This window comes from Anaerotignum lactatifermentans, assembly GCF_016902535.1.
Classification (GTDB): Bacteria; Bacillota; Clostridia; order Lachnospirales; family Anaerotignaceae; genus Anaerotignum; species Anaerotignum lactatifermentans_A.
Genome location: NZ_JACSNY010000006.1, coordinates 129,440 through 144,380, shown reverse-complemented (window position 1 = coordinate 144,380; position 14,941 = coordinate 129,440). Strand labels below are relative to the sequence as shown.

The window sequence follows — 14,941 nt, the reverse complement described above, 5'->3', positions numbered from 1 at the left end:
AAAGGAGGAATGAAGATGGAAGGAAACAAGAAAATTGTAGAAGCAGCGAAAAAGCTGATTTTAGACTGCATGGGGACAAAGCAGGATGAAAAACTGCTGATCGTAGCTGACGAAAAAACCTTTGAATTGGGCTATGCCTTTGCACAGGCGGGACGTGCCTGCGGCATTGAAACAAGTTTTGTGGAAGCGCCTGCACAGACAAAAGGAGAGCCGCCGGCACCGGTAGCGGCAGCAATGGCAGCGGCTGATGTGGAATTTTTGCTGACCTCTATGAGTTATTCCCATGTAAAAGCCCGGATTGAAGCAACGGAAAAAGGAGCAAGAGTGGCGTCTATGCCTATGATGACAACCGAGATCGCGGAAGGATATCTGAACGCGGACTATCCGTTTATCAAAAAAGTCAGCGAACAGTTGGCGGACATGCTGACAAAAGCAAAAACAGTCCGTGTTGTAACGGAGAAAGGAACGGATATTACATTTTCTGCGGAAGGCAGGGTTTGCCATGCGGATACCGGTGATTTGACAGAAAAAGGCGCTTTGGGGAATTTGCCGGCTGGGGAAGCGTATTTTGCACCAGTGGAGAATATCGGTACAGGGAAGATCGTCGTCGATGGATGTATCGCCTATGTTGGGCTAGTGAAAGATGATATTACACTGACATTGAAAGATGGGATGATTACCGATATTTTCGGAGGAGAAAGTGCGAAAATGCTGACGGAATTTTTGGCGGATAAAGATGAAAATGCCAGAGGCATTGCGGAGTTTGGCATTGGCACCAATCCGGGCGCTAAGATTATCGGGCATCCTTTGGTGGATGAAAAGGTTTGGGGAACCATTCATATTGCTTTTGGCATGAACCTGTCCTTTGGCGGCACAAGAGATTCCAATATTCATTATGACTGTATCATCAACGCGCCTACGGTATGGGTGGATGATGTGATGATTCTGGATAAAGGAAACCATATTTATGAAAACATGAAATAAAAAGGAGGAAATGAGTATGATCAGAAAGTTAAACGAAGAAGCTTTAATCAATGTGATTTGGGGTGCTACACTTCTTGGTGGCGGTGGCGGCGGCTCTTTGCAGAGTGGCTTGGATATGCTGGAATCCTATAAAAAGGCGCATCCGGAAAAAGCGCCTGAACTGGAACTGATTACATATGATGAAATGCTGAAAGGGGAATATGCGGCGGTGACAGCTGGTATGGGTTCTCCCCAGGCCATTGTAGGAGTAGACTTTTCTCAGTATGCCATCAACGCCTTTGAACTCCTTCAGGAAATGGCAAAAAGAGAAGGCAAAAATTTAAAATACAGCATCCCAGTGGAATTGGGCGGCTTCAATACCTTTGTTCCTATGCTGATCTCCTTGGTAAAAGGAATTCCTTTTGTGGATGCTGACGGTGCGGGGCGTGCTGTGCCTGCACTGGAAACATTGCTGCTCCATGTAAACGGATGCGCAACCTCTCCTCTAGCTATGGCGAATGATGTCAATGATAAAATCACCATTGAGCTGGCTGACCCTTATAATGCGCCCTTGGCAGAAAAATTAGGCAGAGATGTATGCATTGAGTTTGGTATGAAATCCGGCTTGTCCGGTTGGATGGTATCCAAAGAGGATATTCGTGACAGGATTGTAGATGGTTCTATTACGTTGGTTGAAGAAGTCGGAAAGGTTTTCAGAAATACAAAAGATAAGGCAATGCTTCTGGAAACATTGGCAGAGAAAGGGATCGTGGAAGCGAAAGTTATTGGCAAAGGTAAGGTGGAAAAAGTATTTACAGATATGTCCGGCGGCTTTGACTATGGCTATGTTCTGGTGAAAGGTGAAGATGATGCTGACTACAAAGTAGATTTCCAGAACGAAAACCTTCTGGTTTCCAAAGGAAAGAACGGTACATTCACACCCTTGATGACTGTTCCGGATATTACTTGTATGTACTGCATTCAGACGATTCCAGGATCTCCTGTGAAGGCAGGAATGCCTGTTTCCAACGCCGATGTAAAAGAAGGTATGGTGGTGGGCATTGGCGCAATTAAAGTCAATGAAAAATGGTTCAAAGACGAAAATCACGATAAAAAATGGTGGACTGTTTGGAAAGAATACATGGATAATATTAAATATACAGGAGACAATATTCCCTTTGATCATTTGAAATAAAGTTTTGCGTTTCGCAATGCTGCTTGTTTTTTGGCAATGATAGCGGGCAGAGAAAAGTTCGTTTCCTTGAAACAAAAATAGGAAAACAAGAAAAGCGACTGATATATCAGTCGCTTTTTTCGTGCCCAAAAGTTTTCAGAAACAGCCGAAAGACCTCCTGATCCGTTTCCAAATCCCGAGTGAGGAATCGCTTCGTCAGTTCTATAAGGATACCTTGAGAAAATAATAGAGCCAAAGGACAGGGAAGAAAACGACGAAGAAGCATCTGCTGAAAAGCTTCCAGAGACTCTTTGTCGCTGTGTTCCATGAGTTTCTGTTCTGTCTGCCGCAGTTCCATCAGATCAATGGAGGCGTTCCACAGAGAAGTTTTTTCGTTTAGGATGTCATGAACTGATTGTTCCAAGATAGAATCTGCCTGCCGTAAGAAGCAGAGATTTATTTTTGTGGCAGGCTCCTGACAAGGAAACTCGGATAGGAGAGATGGATTTTCTTTGAAAGAACGCTGGGCATCCGCCATGGCTTGGTGGACTTCATCCTGTATGATCTTTTGGCAGGATCAAATGCCATGACCGAAACAGAGCCACAATGATACTTCTGCCGAGTCCCAGACATCGCAAGGACGGCAGCCTCCATGACGGGGGAGGTGAGAAACCTATGTGTGCAGCCAGGCACAGTTTATATTGCCATATTTTTATCTGCTTTCACCAGCGGTATGGCTGGTACCGTTGCTGAAAACAGATAAAAACCAAAGGAGGAAACTATATGATAGAGAAGAAAGAAACGAGAGAGGTATATTACGCCCTGTCCAGAAAACTGCTGGATCTGATGCTGCAAAGCGGTTATCTGGATCGGGAGGAGTACGAAAAAATCGACGCACTGAACCGAGAAACTTTTTCTCCGGAACTTGCCCAAGTATATGCGTAAAACCATAGATGTGTCAAAAAAGGTGTGGTATTGTGTTGTGCGAAAGGAGGAAACCTGATGGAAAAGAAGATCACAAAAATTGAACCGGTCAGAAAACAAGAGCAGCAGAACGCACCCATGATGAAGCGAGTTTGTGCATACTGTCGTGTCAGTACAGCGTCAGGGGAGCAGAAGCGTTCTTTGGAAGCACAGATACGATATTATACAAAATTGATACAGGAAAAAGAACATTGGATAAGCAGCTTCTCCTTAAGAAAACATTGTTTTTTTCGTTTCTTTGATTTCTTAAGGGGAACTGCGACGGCTGTCTTCATAAGAAAACAATTGTTGTTTTCTTATGAAGATGCCCTGAATGGGCAGGGATTTATGCGGACGAAGCCCAAATCGGTACAAAATTGACCCATCGGGAGCAGTTCCTGCAAATGATACAGGAGTGCAAAAAAGGAAGGATCGATTTGATCCTGACAAAATCCGTCACTCGATTTGCCAGAAACACCGTGGACAGTATCAGCACCATTCGTATGCTGAAAGAAATGGGAGTAGAAGTCTACTTCGAGAAAGAGAAAATCAGTACGTTTTGGAAAAAAGCGAACAGTTGCTGACCATACTCAGTTCCATTGCCCAAAGTGAAGCGGAAAATATTTCTGCCAACAGCAAATGGGCGGTACAGCGACGGTTTCAAAACGGTACTTATAAAATCTCAACACCTGCCTATGGCTATGAAAAGGACGAGAACGGAGAACTGTTGATTCAGTCAGAAGAAGCCCGGGTGGTACGCAGGATTTTCGAGGCGTATCTGGGTGGGAAAGGCTGCTATACCATTGCCAAAGAATTGCAGGCAGAAGGCGTCCCTACCATACGGAACAAGGGGAAATGGCATGAAGTTGTGGTGCAGGAGATCCTCTTAAATCCTGTCTACGAAGGGAATCTCATTTATCAAAAGACATACAGCACCTCTTGTCTGCCCTTTACACGAAAACGCAATGATGGTACATATCCCAAATATCTAATTACGGAAAACCATCCGCCCATTATCACCAAGGAAGAAGCAGAAGCTGTGCGTCAGATTTATGAGTACCGCAGTCAGTCAGTCAAAAATAAGGCATCCTCGCCAAAACGATATGTATTCAGCGGTCGTGTCCGCTGCGGCATATGCGGAAACACCTTTCGCCGACAGAAAATTTATATGGGAAGGCCTTATGAAGCAGTCCAGTGGTGCTGTAAAGGGCATTTGCAGGATATGACAAAGTGCAATCAGAAAGCTGTTCGGGAGGAAGTCATCCAAGAAGCCTTTGTGCATATGTGGAACCGTCTGGCAGGGGCTTATGAAGAAATTTTTCTCCCCCTTCTGTCTGCCCTGAAAGCAGCGCCAGAGGGGGGGGAAGAGAGCAGGAACAATGGAAAAACCGAATACAGCAAATCCAATGGCAGTGTCAGATGCTTCAGAAAGTTCTTTCGGAAGGGAGCATGGACGCTGCCATTTTTATCGAGAAGCGAAATGCACTGGAGCAGGAACTGGAAACAGCACGACGAAACCTGCGAAAATTACAGGACAAAGGCGCCTTTGAGGAGGAAATCGCCCAGACAGAATACCTGATGGCAGTCTTTCAGTTGCGTCCTAAAGTTATGGAAACATTTCAGGAAGAAGCCTTCACGCTGATCGTGGAGCAGGTGACAGTATATGAAAATCACTTGGAATTTCGATTGAAAAACGGGCTGATTTTAGCGGAAGTATATGGAAAGGAGCGTTGATGGATGCAAAGACATATTCCCTTGGGCTATTGTGTGGCGCAGGGAAAAGCGCAGATAGACCCAGAAACCTGTCAGGTGGTGCAAGCTATTTATCAGGCTTATGACAATGGAGCATCCTGTAATGCCATTGCTAAGGACTTGACGGCAAAAGGCATACGGACGGAGAATCAAAAAGCAGTCTGGCATTGCTGTATGGTGGGAAAAATACTGGAAAATCAAAAATATCTGGGGGATGGTTTCTATCCCCAAATGATTGAGAAAGCCTTGTTTCAGAGAGTGCAGAACAGAAGAAAGGAACGGGCAGAAAAGCTGGGGAAAACAAACACCTTAAACGGGCATAACAACAGGACTTTGTGGAATGAACTCCTGATTTGTGGACAATGCGGCGGTGTGTATTGGCAATGTGTGGATAAACAACAGCAAAAATGGTGGAAATGCAAAAAGGATGCCCATAAAAAGGGGATGGGCTGTGAAAACCTTTCTTTGACACAAGTACAGATGGAAGACGGGTTCCTGCGTATCTTGAGGGAAGTCATGGAGCATCCTTCCTGTCTGATCCAAAGAAAATCAATAAGGGAAAGCAACCAAAGTCTTTTGGAAATCCGGCTGACAAAGGAAATACAAAATCTGTTGATGTCACCGTGTTGCGATACAAAAAGATTAAAAGAACTGGCGTATGAAAGAGCGGTAGAACAGTATCAACATACGGTCTTTGATGACAGTGATTTTCAGACGGAAAAATTGCTGTATCTTCTGAACCATACGCCGGTTCCAACGAAGTTTGACAGTCATCTCTTGGCGGAAACCATGAAAAAAGTCGTTGTTGCGAAAGAAGGGTATCTGGAGTTTCATTTCAAAAATGGGTATCAGCGAAAAATATGGATAAAGGAGGAATGAGAGATGCTGCAGACCATAAAAAAGAATATTTCCGTGATTCCGGCGGTACCTGCCCATGCGGCAGAAGGAAGCCGAGAGACGAAACTGCTTCGGGTAGCCGCTTACTGCCGTGTCAGCACCTTACAGGAACAGCAGGAAAGCAGTTATGAAGCACAGGTAAATCACTATCGGGAAAAGATACAGAACCACCCCGGCTGGAAATTGGCTGGCATTTACGCCGACGATGGGAAAAGCGCCACCAGTACCAAAAAACGTCTGGATTTTCAGGCAATGATCGAGGACTGTATGGCAGGAAAAATCGATATGGTACTGACAAAGTCCATCAGCCGCTTCGCCAGAAATACGGTGGATGCCCTGACCAATATCAGAAAACTGAAAGAAAAGAATATCCCTGTCATATTCGAGAAAGAAAGTATCAATACCGTGGAGGGCAGCGGAGAACTGCTCTTGACTATATTAAGCAGTCAGGCACAGGAAGAAAGCCGGAATATCAGCGAAAACTGTCATTGGGGTATTGTGCGGAAGTTTGAGGAAGGGAAAGTCATGGTGAACCACAGCAGATTTCTGGGTTATACGAAAGATAAAGACGGAAATCTTGTGATCGTGCCGGAAGAAGCACAGCTGGTGCGGCGGATCTATAAGCTGTATCTGGAAGGCAACAGCAGTTACCGCATCAAACGGATTCTGGAAGCTGAGGGCATTCCTACGGTCACAGGGGAAAAGACATGGAGCACCACCACCATTGATCGGATGCTTTCCAATGAGAAATATATGGGGGACGCCCTTCTGCAGAAAACATATACGGTGGATTTCCTGACGAAAAAGAAAGTGAAAAACAACGGGATCGTACCCCAGTATTACATAGAAAATGACCATGAAGCCATTATCCCCAAAGAACTGTTTTATCGTGTGCAGGAGGAAAAAGCCAGAAGAGCAGCTATATAAACCGGCTGTCAAAAGAAAAAATGGATTGCAAAAAGGGAAATACAGCGGGAAATATGTCCTGTCTGATCTTCTCTGCTGTGGAGAATGCGGACAGCCTTACCGCAGACAGGTCTGGTCAAAGTATGGCGTAAAACAGGCGGTTTGGCGATGTGATAATCGGCTGAAAATCGGAAAAAAAGAGGTGTAAGTATTCTCCCACATTGAAAGAAAAGACACTGCATTACTGCCATTATGACTGCTATCCACAGCGTGGCAGAGGATCAGGGGAGGTTTGTGCAGGCGTTTCGGGAAAATGTCTTGCAGGTCATAGGAAGTTATGAGGCATCGGAAAAAGAAACAGAAATCCTCAAACAGATAGAAGCCTGCCAGAAAAAGCTGATGGAGCTTATGAAAACTGGGATAAAAGATGGAAAAGAGGATTTTGAACAGGAATATGACAAGATCATGAGGAAACTGAAAGAACTGCAAAAAGCCAGAGCACAGACCGCAAAAGAAAATAGACTGGCGAAAAGCTGTCAGCAAAGAACGGCGGATTTGGAGCAGTATGTGAAAAAAACAAGCTGGTTACAAAGAGAGTTTGACGAGGAACTGGTGCGCAGGCTCATCCGAGGGATTAAAGTAGTCAATGAAAATAAGCTGGAGATACAGTTTCATTCGGGGATCGTGATGGTACAGCGGATGGATTTTGAGGAGTGAGGGAAAGGAGGAAAAGGCTGGGGGAGTTTTGAGAACAATAGATTTTTTAGGCGGTGGGAATTGAAAATCTCACTGCCTTTTTGTGTTGATGAGAGAAGTAAAAGGAATATGTTTCTCAAAAAAGTTAAAAAACATTGAGATTCTATGAGACTTTTTTTTCGCTATACTCTGGAAAATAAATCATAGAAAGGATAATATGTATGAGTAAAGAGTTAATAGGAAAAAATGGAAAAATCGTAGGATCAGCAGCTTATTTTCAAGAAATGAATCGAAGCTGTAAGATAACAGAAGTGATGAAAGTCCCAAAGGAATATCAATATTTTGATGGATGTAAAGAACTTGCGCGTAGCTGCAAAGAGATTGTTTCTGTGATATATCAAGATGTAAAAAAATGTGCAGACATTTTGGCTTTTCTTCCTGAAAAAGATCGGCAGGAAACTGCAGAATTGGCAAAGGCGATAGGGGAAATTTCACGGCAATGGGGCAGTGCCAGTGGCGATGTGAATCAAATTGTTTCCCTTGTTTTACTGTCTGCAAGTGCATCCAAAAGAAAATCATCTGAAAGCATGGGGATGATCGAAAAAACAGAACGAAAGCTACGAAGTACAACTGGAAGTAGTTTTTCTATGTCTGAAAAGATAAATCTTTTGCAAAAAGCAGTAAGTGGTACGGTCTATCAAGCGGCATCAAATGATGCAAAAAAATTGGAGTTTCTTATGTCTATAGAGCAGGGAAAAGGAAAAGGGTTTTTACAGGATATTTTGCATTATTATGATTATTTGAACCATCAGCGCAATTATGTTGGTAAAAATGGAAAGGTTGTTTGCAGCAGAGAATATAATCAGGAGATGCAGAAAAAAGTTTTTTTCAGAGGCTTTCCACGAGTTTATTCTTATGGGCATCCGAAAAAATATGTTTCAGAAATTCAGAATATGCTGAAAAAAGTATGCGATGAACTTTCTAATGATCTGGATCAAGGAGACAGAAATAAAGATTATATCCTTGATGAAAATGGAGAAATTTGCTTTACAGCCATAGAACAATGTGGAAAAGCAGGAATATCCTGTGCTGGTTTAAAAAATAAAGTGGAAAAACTGATGTGGTTTGTAGGTGGAAACCAACAAAAAATTTTGACTTTACAAAGAAATATAAATGCATTAGGGATCAGAGGTACACATGGAAGCTTAAAAGAGGATGGGGTTTTTGGAGAGGAAACGCTTAGTGCGTGGAATGAATTTTTAAATAACTTTGAACGAGGAACTGTGCCTACATTAGCATGGATAGATGTTTTAAAAACAGATATGACAGGGATAGAAATAGGAGCGACAAAAAATGGAAGTTTAGCAGGCTTAAGAAATGCATATGTGTATAAGAAAAAACCATATATCAGATTTGATCCTTCACATAATAAACAAAATGGATATTTCAGGGGGCAAAAGAGGACTATAAATTATAAACATATGAATTTTGATCAAGTAAGTAATACGAATTCTGTTTATGAAAAAATAAGAGAAAGGTATAATCATTATCCACTTTCAGATGAGGCATATGATTTATTGAAAAATTTAGATGATACAGGAAAGAAGGTTAGAATCGGAGGGAGAGTTTTACTTGTTGCAGGAGTTGTTTTAGATACACTAGAACTTGGAAAAGCAATTAATAATGATTTGCATGATGCAGATCAAAAAATAGGAAGGAAAACAGCATCAACTGCTTTCAGTATAGGAGGAAGATGGGCAGGTGCTATAGGAGGAGCAGAATTAGGCGCTTACTTGGGAGCGTTCACAGGTCCTGTTGCGCCAATTGCTATACCTGTTTTAGGTCTTATAGGAGGGATAGCAGGCAGTTTTGCAGGGGATAGTTTAGGAAAATATGTTGTTGATATTACTTGTTTAGGTGATGAATAATGAGAAAACTAGCAAATTTATTTCAAAAAAAGCAAAAAGTAGAAAAACTGCCGGAGGATATCTTTTTCAGTCCGAGGTGCGTATATTACGAATCAGATATGGAAGGCATCAACAGTGGACAGGTTCAGGTGTTCACCCTCTATCCCAGTCTTTACACAGAGGAATCGGATGATGATTTTTGGAAGATTTGCAATGGAATTTTCCATGGACTGCTGCAAAACAGAAGCGTGCTGATAGCAGTGAAAATCATAGACGACAGCCAAGAAGCGAAAAAAGCAGTATTTCAGAAATTGACAGAATGGAAACATACAAATCCGGAAGTTGTTATTCTGGAGCAGGATGAGGGGTACGATATATTATGCAGAGCAGACAAGATGATTTTTGATTTCAAACAATTTGAGGAAGATTGTATGGAGCTGTTTGACTATAAAATATATGGCTATCCCGAAAAGACGGAATGTCTGTATCTGGAACAGGCAAAACAGATGATTGCACAGTATCAGTACGATATTTATTTGTATTATCATAAATATCCGGATTATCTGGAAATCAGAGTGAAAAATAATCAAAAGGCAAAGGATTTGCTTGATGTTGTCAGCATGGTATGCAAGGAAAATCAAAGGCGGTTGTTTGTGGAGTATGAAGGATGATTTTTCGATTTAAAAACGAATAGGGGAAAAGGAATGTTTTTTCAAAGAAAAAAAGAAAAAATCGCGCAAGAGAAACCATTAAAATATTATATTTCTGTTTCTGCCTGTGAAACGGAATTCACCTGTAGTGTTTCTTACACAGAAGGGATGCACAATACCAAATTTACGGAAATAGGGTATACGCTTATGGATGCGGTTCTGTCTGGGTATTGTGTTTTTACGGTGCGTCATATTCTTGGGAATCCAGAGGAATTGGAGCGCTGTTTGGCTTATTTGAAACAGGAGCCGACAGCGGAATTTATATCAGATGAAAAAGAAATGATCATTGAAAAAGGAAACGGTGTTTCCTCTCTTTTGCTGAAGGATTGTTTTCACAATGTAGAACCAGGCGAGTGGAGTTTTCCTATGAACGATTTTGTACGATACGGCTATCAAAAAGATGTTCGGATGAAAGAAACAGCAGAGGAACAATACACGTTTTTGGAGAAAGAATCCCCAGATATTTGTGTGGACTATGAGGATCATTTTGAGGAATTGCAGTGCCTTTCCTTTATCTTCAAAAGAGAAGTCCTTTCTCCAGAAGATTTTGCCGTGTTAGCCATTCAAGTTTGCAGAAAATATGGAAAAGAGGTTGAATTGCATTATCAGGAGAAAGGATATATGTGAGAAAACGCTTCAGGTTTTTATACAAAATGTTGTTTATGAAAAAACAAGAGAAAGGTATAATCATTATCCACTTTCAGATGAGGAATATGATTTATTGAAAAATTTAGATGATACAGGAAAGAAGGGTGGAATCGGAGGAAGGGTTTTACTTGTTGCAGGAGTTGTTTTAGATACACTAGAACTTGGAAAAGCCATTAATAATGATTTGCATGATGCAGATCAAAAAATAGGAAGGAAAACAGCATCAACTGCTTTCAGTATAGGCGGAAGATGGGCAGATGCTATAGGAGGAGCAGAATTAGGTGCCTACTTGGGAGCGTTCACAGGTCCTGTTGTGCCAATTGCTATACCTGTTTTAGGTCTTATAGGAGGAATAGCAGGCAGTTTTGCAGGGGATAGTTTAGGAAAATATGTTGTTGATATTACTTGTTTAGGTGATGCATAATGAGAAAACTCACAAGTTTATTTCAGAAAAAGCAAAAACAAGAAAAGCTGCCGGAGGATATCTTTTTCAGTCCGAGGTGCGTATATTACGAATCAGATATGGAAGGCATCAACAGTGGACAGTATCAGGTGTTTACACTGTATCCCAGCCTTTATATGGAGGAATCGAATGATGATTTTTGGATACTTTGCAATGGAATTTTCCATGGACTGCTGCAAAACAGAAATGTGTTGATAACAGTGAAAATCATAGATGGCAGTCCGGAAACGAAAAACGCAGCATTTCAGAGACTGAAAGAATGGAAAACTAGAAATCAGGAAGCTGTCATTCTGGAGTCTGATGAGGGATACCAGATATTATGTAGAGCAGACAATGAAAATAAACTGGAGATACAGTTTCATTCGGGAATCGTGATGGTTCAGCGGATGGATTTTGAGGAGGGCTTCTTCTCTGAGGTTCTGGAAAACGAAAAAAGTAGCATTCTGACCTTTTTGCATATACAGATATTCCACATTTATAACAAAAAAATTGTATAATTGATATAGATGTAGAGTAATTAATTGACATTTGTATCAAATAAGAATAATATATTGATATAAATGTGGAATAGGTGATTGCAATGAAAATGAATTCGGTTATATTAGAAGCTTTAAAAAAGAATAACAATGTGATAACCACGGCACAAGTTGTGGAATTAGGATTTTCACGGTACCTACTTTCAAAATATGAGAAAGAAGGATTATTGGAGAGGGAACGACAAGGTGTATATGTTCTTCCCAATTCAGTTCATGATGACATGTACACACTGATGCTGCGTTCAGAAAAAATTATATTTTCACATGATACAGCCTTATTCTTAAATGGATTATCAGAAAGAACGCCGTTTGTTCATTCTGTTACAATTCCCAATAATACACGTGTATCAAAAGTTATACAGGAAGAATGTGTGTGCTATTATATTAAACCGGAATTGCATCAAATTGGAATGACAATCCGGAAGACTACATTGGGTAATGAGGTGCGTTGTTATAATGCAGAACGTACCATCTGTGATTTATTACGTTCACGAAATAGGCTTGATGAGGAAACGGTGATTGGTGCAGTAAAAAATTATGCGGCTTCATCAGATAAAGACCTCAATCTTTTGGCAGTGTATGCTTCTAAGTTCCGAGTGAATAAAGAATTAAAAAGATACATGGAGGTTTTGCTATGAGTTCAAAAGCAATGAGCTTAAAGGGAAGAATAAAAAATTATGCAAAGAGCCGCAATCTCGCAGCACAGGTAGTTCTTCAGAACTATATGTTTGAACGTTTTCTGGAAAGATTATCTGTATCAGAATATAGCGAAAAATTTGTTGTCAAGGGTGGAATGTTGATTGCTGCCATTGTTGGACTTGATACCAGATCTACAATGGATTTGGATACCACTTTACGAAATCTGCCTTTGACAGAAGAACAGATTTCAGCGGCACTTTATTCTATTTGTAAAGTTGATTTGAATGATGATGTTTCTTTCGAGATAAAATCTGTGGCTCCTATTCGCAAGGATGATGTATATGGTGGATATTGTGTAAGATTGGATGCGATTTATGATACAATCGTTACCCCGCTCTCCATTGACGTTTCAACAGGAGATATTATTACCCCAGAAGCCGTGAAATATGAATTCAGTGGTATTTTTGATGAAGATGTCAAAATCACTTTATGGGGATATAATATTGAAACCGTTATGGCAGAAAAAGTGGAAACGATTCTCAGCCGTGGTGTATTCACAACTAGACCGAGAGATTTTTATGATGTGTATATTCTTGGAACTACGCAGAAATATGATAAAGAAATTTTTAAAGAAGCGTTGAAGGCTACTGCAATGCATCGTGGTTCACTGGAAAAGATTGTTGACGTGGGTGGAATTATGGAACAAATTTCTTCCAATGAAGATTTGAAAAATATGTGGGTGAAATATCAAAATAAATTTGCTTATGCTAGGGATATTTCATATGAAAATATAATGGAGATATTGGGTACTCTTATATTAGAGAGTGATATGAAATGATAGTGAAAAGAGGTATTTATATGGGTAATTTCACTGCTGGTACTGGGCTATAAGCCAATAAAAAGAAATAATTTTCAAATATATTTTCTCAGAACGGCTAGGTTCCCATACAGATCCAATATAAAAAGAGATTACATATTTAAAAAAGTTTCATACGATACAAAAAAGGGACACTTTATAAAAGTGTCCCTTTTTATGCAAGAACATTACATCTTGATTTTATATTTCACACGATTGCCATACGCCATACTAGTCAGAAGTCCCATTTCTTTGAACTTCAATACAAAACTGCGGATGGTAGCGTAAGCAGCATTGCCGAAATCTTTCTCCAGCTGCTTGGTGGAAAACTCCTGCTGTCCGTAGGCGGAAAGTACAAAATTCCAGAGGTCTTTTTCCTTTTCGGTGATTTTTCCGTCTTTTAAGGCATCTTGGAAACGGGTAATCTGATTGGTTTTCTGAACATTCTCCTTTTCGATGTGGTTATAGATATTTTCCGTAAAATAGATCAGAAAAGGCGTTACATCGATCACGCCGCTGATTTTGGCGTTATCTTCTATGAGCTTATATGCTTGATAGTATTTTTTTCTGGTCTGGTTGATGTGGTAGGAGAAAGAAACAAACATGGCGGAAGGATACCCTTTCTGTACCAGATACCACTGATGGAGCAGACGTGCCATACGACCGTTTCCGTTAAAATAAGGATGCAGGTAGGCAAAGTAGAAATGAATGACTGCGGCTTTTTGCAGGTCATCCATATCTGTATCTTCCTGAATAAACGCAACCAGTTTTTTCATATATTCCGGAAGGAGAGCGTGGTCTAACCCTGCATGTTCTACCTCTGTACCGACAATATAGACGGAATCATGGCGGTAGAACTGACCGGGCAGCAGGCGGCTTTCCTCCTCCAGAAAGTCAGCAATGGCAATCTCGTAAAGGCGATAGATATTTTCTTCTGTGATGAGATTGCTTTTTTCAGAAATAAAGTCCAGCCCCCTTTTTATACTGTAAACACGGTCTTCCCCGTAACCGTTAGGGGCGTATCCTTTGAAAATTTTGCGGATGCTTTCTCTGGAAGAATCGATGCTTTCAATGGCAAGGGTGGCATAGACTTCTTCTTCCATGGCCTCTTTGCCATAAGAACCGCTTTGAGGCATCAGCAGCATTTTTGCGGGAGCGGATTTCAGTTGTACTAGAGGTTTTAGATAGACACAGGGATTCCCCTTGAAGTCCGGCAGGGGAAGTATCGTATAAACGCTGTCTTTCAGCAGCTGCACAAACTCTGTGACATCTTCAGGGCTGTATTTATACTGCATTTTTTTCAAATTGGTGACGCTTTCGTCAGAAAGCATTTTGAGATAGAGAGCGGCATCCATGAGATACACCTCCTTATGATAATAATTAGTATCAATTTATATCAGTATAGACAATTTGAAAGGAAAATACAAGTTTTTTTGCAATATGGAAATAGAAACTTGATAGGATATATAGCCACACCAAGGGGAATTCCCGCCATGCGTTCATGCGGATAAATGCTTCTTTACATGTGGAATTGGTGATACTGATGACACGTTGTGGTGAAGAAGCGTAAAATGAGGGTGAAACCACAATGCGTACCGGAAAGAAATCCGGCGGCGAAGCCGTTTTTGCGAAGCAAAAATACTGATATGTACCGGAAAGAAATCCGGCGGCGAAGCCGTTTTTGCGAAGCAAAAATACTGACCAGTTGTGGTTTGAGGACAAAAAAACGGGGGTTTTTCGGTGGGAAAAACGCCCGTTTTTTTGGCACTGAAAAATGCCCTTTGGACAGATGACATAGGAATTTTGAAAAGACAGCGAGAAAAAAGACCTT

17 protein-coding genes and 1 pseudogene are annotated in these 14,941 nt (G+C 41.1%); 16 read left to right on the top strand and 2 right to left on the bottom strand.

Going from position 1 to position 14,941, the window contains the following annotated elements:
- The first annotated feature begins 15 nt into the window (after nucleotides 1-15).
- Complete coding sequence (locus H9X84_RS06645) at nucleotides 16-984, top strand: aminopeptidase (protein ID WP_205133524.1); 969 nt, start codon at nucleotides 16-18, stop codon at nucleotides 982-984.
- Nucleotides 985-1,000: 16 nt separating this feature from the next.
- On the top strand, nucleotides 1,001-2,158 hold the full coding sequence (locus H9X84_RS06640) for a DUF917 domain-containing protein (protein WP_205133523.1): 1,158 nt from the start codon (nucleotides 1,001-1,003) through the stop codon (nucleotides 2,156-2,158).
- Between the two features lie 106 nt (nucleotides 2,159-2,264).
- On the opposite strand, the gene H9X84_RS06635 is transcribed toward H9X84_RS06640, so the two are convergent.
- On the bottom strand, nucleotides 2,265-2,561 hold the full coding sequence (locus H9X84_RS06635) for a hypothetical protein (RefSeq protein WP_205133522.1): 297 nt from the start codon (nucleotides 2,559-2,561) through the stop codon (nucleotides 2,265-2,267).
- Nucleotides 2,562-2,920: 359 nt separating this feature from the next.
- Between H9X84_RS06635 and H9X84_RS06630 the strand changes: the two genes are divergently transcribed.
- The 14 genes and pseudogenes from H9X84_RS06630 (at nucleotide 2,921) to H9X84_RS06575 (ending at nucleotide 13,092) form a co-directional block, all read left to right on the top strand.
- A complete protein-coding gene (locus tag H9X84_RS06630) occupies nucleotides 2,921-3,082 on the top strand; it encodes an SHOCT domain-containing protein (protein WP_204219341.1) in 162 nt (53 codons plus the stop codon).
- Nucleotides 3,083-3,139: 57 nt separating this feature from the next.
- The gene (locus tag H9X84_RS06625; RefSeq protein ID WP_205133521.1) at nucleotides 3,140-3,481 is read left to right on the top strand and encodes a hypothetical protein; all 342 of its coding nucleotides are present in this window, start codon (nucleotides 3,140-3,142) and stop codon (nucleotides 3,479-3,481) included.
- On the top strand, nucleotides 3,478-3,684 hold the full coding sequence (locus H9X84_RS13395; protein ID WP_243423586.1) for a recombinase family protein: 207 nt from the start codon (nucleotides 3,478-3,480) through the stop codon (nucleotides 3,682-3,684). Before H9X84_RS06625 ends, H9X84_RS13395 begins: the two co-directional genes overlap by 4 nt.
- Entirely contained in the window at nucleotides 3,660-4,679 is a 1,020-nt protein-coding gene (locus H9X84_RS06620; protein WP_243423585.1) for a recombinase family protein, read from the top strand. The genes H9X84_RS13395 and H9X84_RS06620 overlap by 25 nt, the downstream gene beginning before the upstream one ends.
- Nucleotides 4,679-4,834, top strand: coding sequence for a hypothetical protein (locus H9X84_RS13080; RefSeq protein WP_243423584.1), 156 nt, complete (start codon nucleotides 4,679-4,681; stop codon nucleotides 4,832-4,834). Before H9X84_RS06620 ends, H9X84_RS13080 begins: the two co-directional genes overlap by 1 nt.
- A gap of 3 nt (nucleotides 4,835-4,837) precedes the next feature.
- Nucleotides 4,838-5,731, top strand: coding sequence for a recombinase family protein (locus H9X84_RS06615; protein ID WP_205133520.1), 894 nt, complete (start codon nucleotides 4,838-4,840; stop codon nucleotides 5,729-5,731).
- Nucleotides 5,732-5,734: 3 nt separating this feature from the next.
- Nucleotides 5,735-7,372, top strand: a pseudogene (locus H9X84_RS13390) (recombinase family protein).
- 200 nt (nucleotides 7,373-7,572) lie between these two features.
- Nucleotides 7,573-9,279 (top strand): hypothetical protein, encoded by a 1,707-nt coding sequence (locus tag H9X84_RS06605; protein ID WP_205133519.1) that lies wholly within the window; start codon nucleotides 7,573-7,575, stop codon nucleotides 9,277-9,279.
- Complete coding sequence (locus tag H9X84_RS06600; RefSeq protein ID WP_205133518.1) at nucleotides 9,279-9,929, top strand: hypothetical protein; 651 nt, start codon at nucleotides 9,279-9,281, stop codon at nucleotides 9,927-9,929. The genes H9X84_RS06605 and H9X84_RS06600 overlap by 1 nt, the downstream gene beginning before the upstream one ends.
- Before the next feature lie 33 nt (nucleotides 9,930-9,962).
- Nucleotides 9,963-10,595: a hypothetical protein gene (locus tag H9X84_RS06595; protein ID WP_205133517.1), complete on the top strand. Its 633-nt coding sequence runs from the start codon at nucleotides 9,963-9,965 to the stop codon at nucleotides 10,593-10,595.
- The gene (locus H9X84_RS06590) at nucleotides 10,549-11,040 is read left to right on the top strand and encodes a hypothetical protein (RefSeq protein ID WP_205133516.1); all 492 of its coding nucleotides are present in this window, start codon (nucleotides 10,549-10,551) and stop codon (nucleotides 11,038-11,040) included. Before H9X84_RS06595 ends, H9X84_RS06590 begins: the two co-directional genes overlap by 47 nt.
- Complete coding sequence (locus tag H9X84_RS06585; protein WP_205133515.1) at nucleotides 11,040-11,576, top strand: hypothetical protein; 537 nt, start codon at nucleotides 11,040-11,042, stop codon at nucleotides 11,574-11,576. The genes H9X84_RS06590 and H9X84_RS06585 overlap by 1 nt, the downstream gene beginning before the upstream one ends.
- Before the next feature lie 83 nt (nucleotides 11,577-11,659).
- Nucleotides 11,660-12,253 carry a type IV toxin-antitoxin system AbiEi family antitoxin domain-containing protein gene (locus tag H9X84_RS06580; protein ID WP_205133579.1) on the top strand — a complete coding sequence of 198 codons (594 nt, stop codon included), beginning with the start codon at nucleotides 11,660-11,662 and terminating at the stop codon, nucleotides 12,251-12,253.
- A complete protein-coding gene (locus tag H9X84_RS06575) occupies nucleotides 12,250-13,092 on the top strand; it encodes a nucleotidyl transferase AbiEii/AbiGii toxin family protein (protein WP_205133514.1) in 843 nt (280 codons plus the stop codon). Before H9X84_RS06580 ends, H9X84_RS06575 begins: the two co-directional genes overlap by 4 nt.
- A gap of 206 nt (nucleotides 13,093-13,298) precedes the next feature.
- On the opposite strand, the gene H9X84_RS06570 is transcribed toward H9X84_RS06575, so the two are convergent.
- Nucleotides 13,299-14,465 carry a Fic family protein gene (locus tag H9X84_RS06570; protein ID WP_205133513.1) on the bottom strand — a complete coding sequence of 389 codons (1,167 nt, stop codon included), beginning with the start codon at nucleotides 14,463-14,465 and terminating at the stop codon, nucleotides 13,299-13,301.
- Between the last annotated feature and the right edge of the window lie 476 nt (nucleotides 14,466-14,941).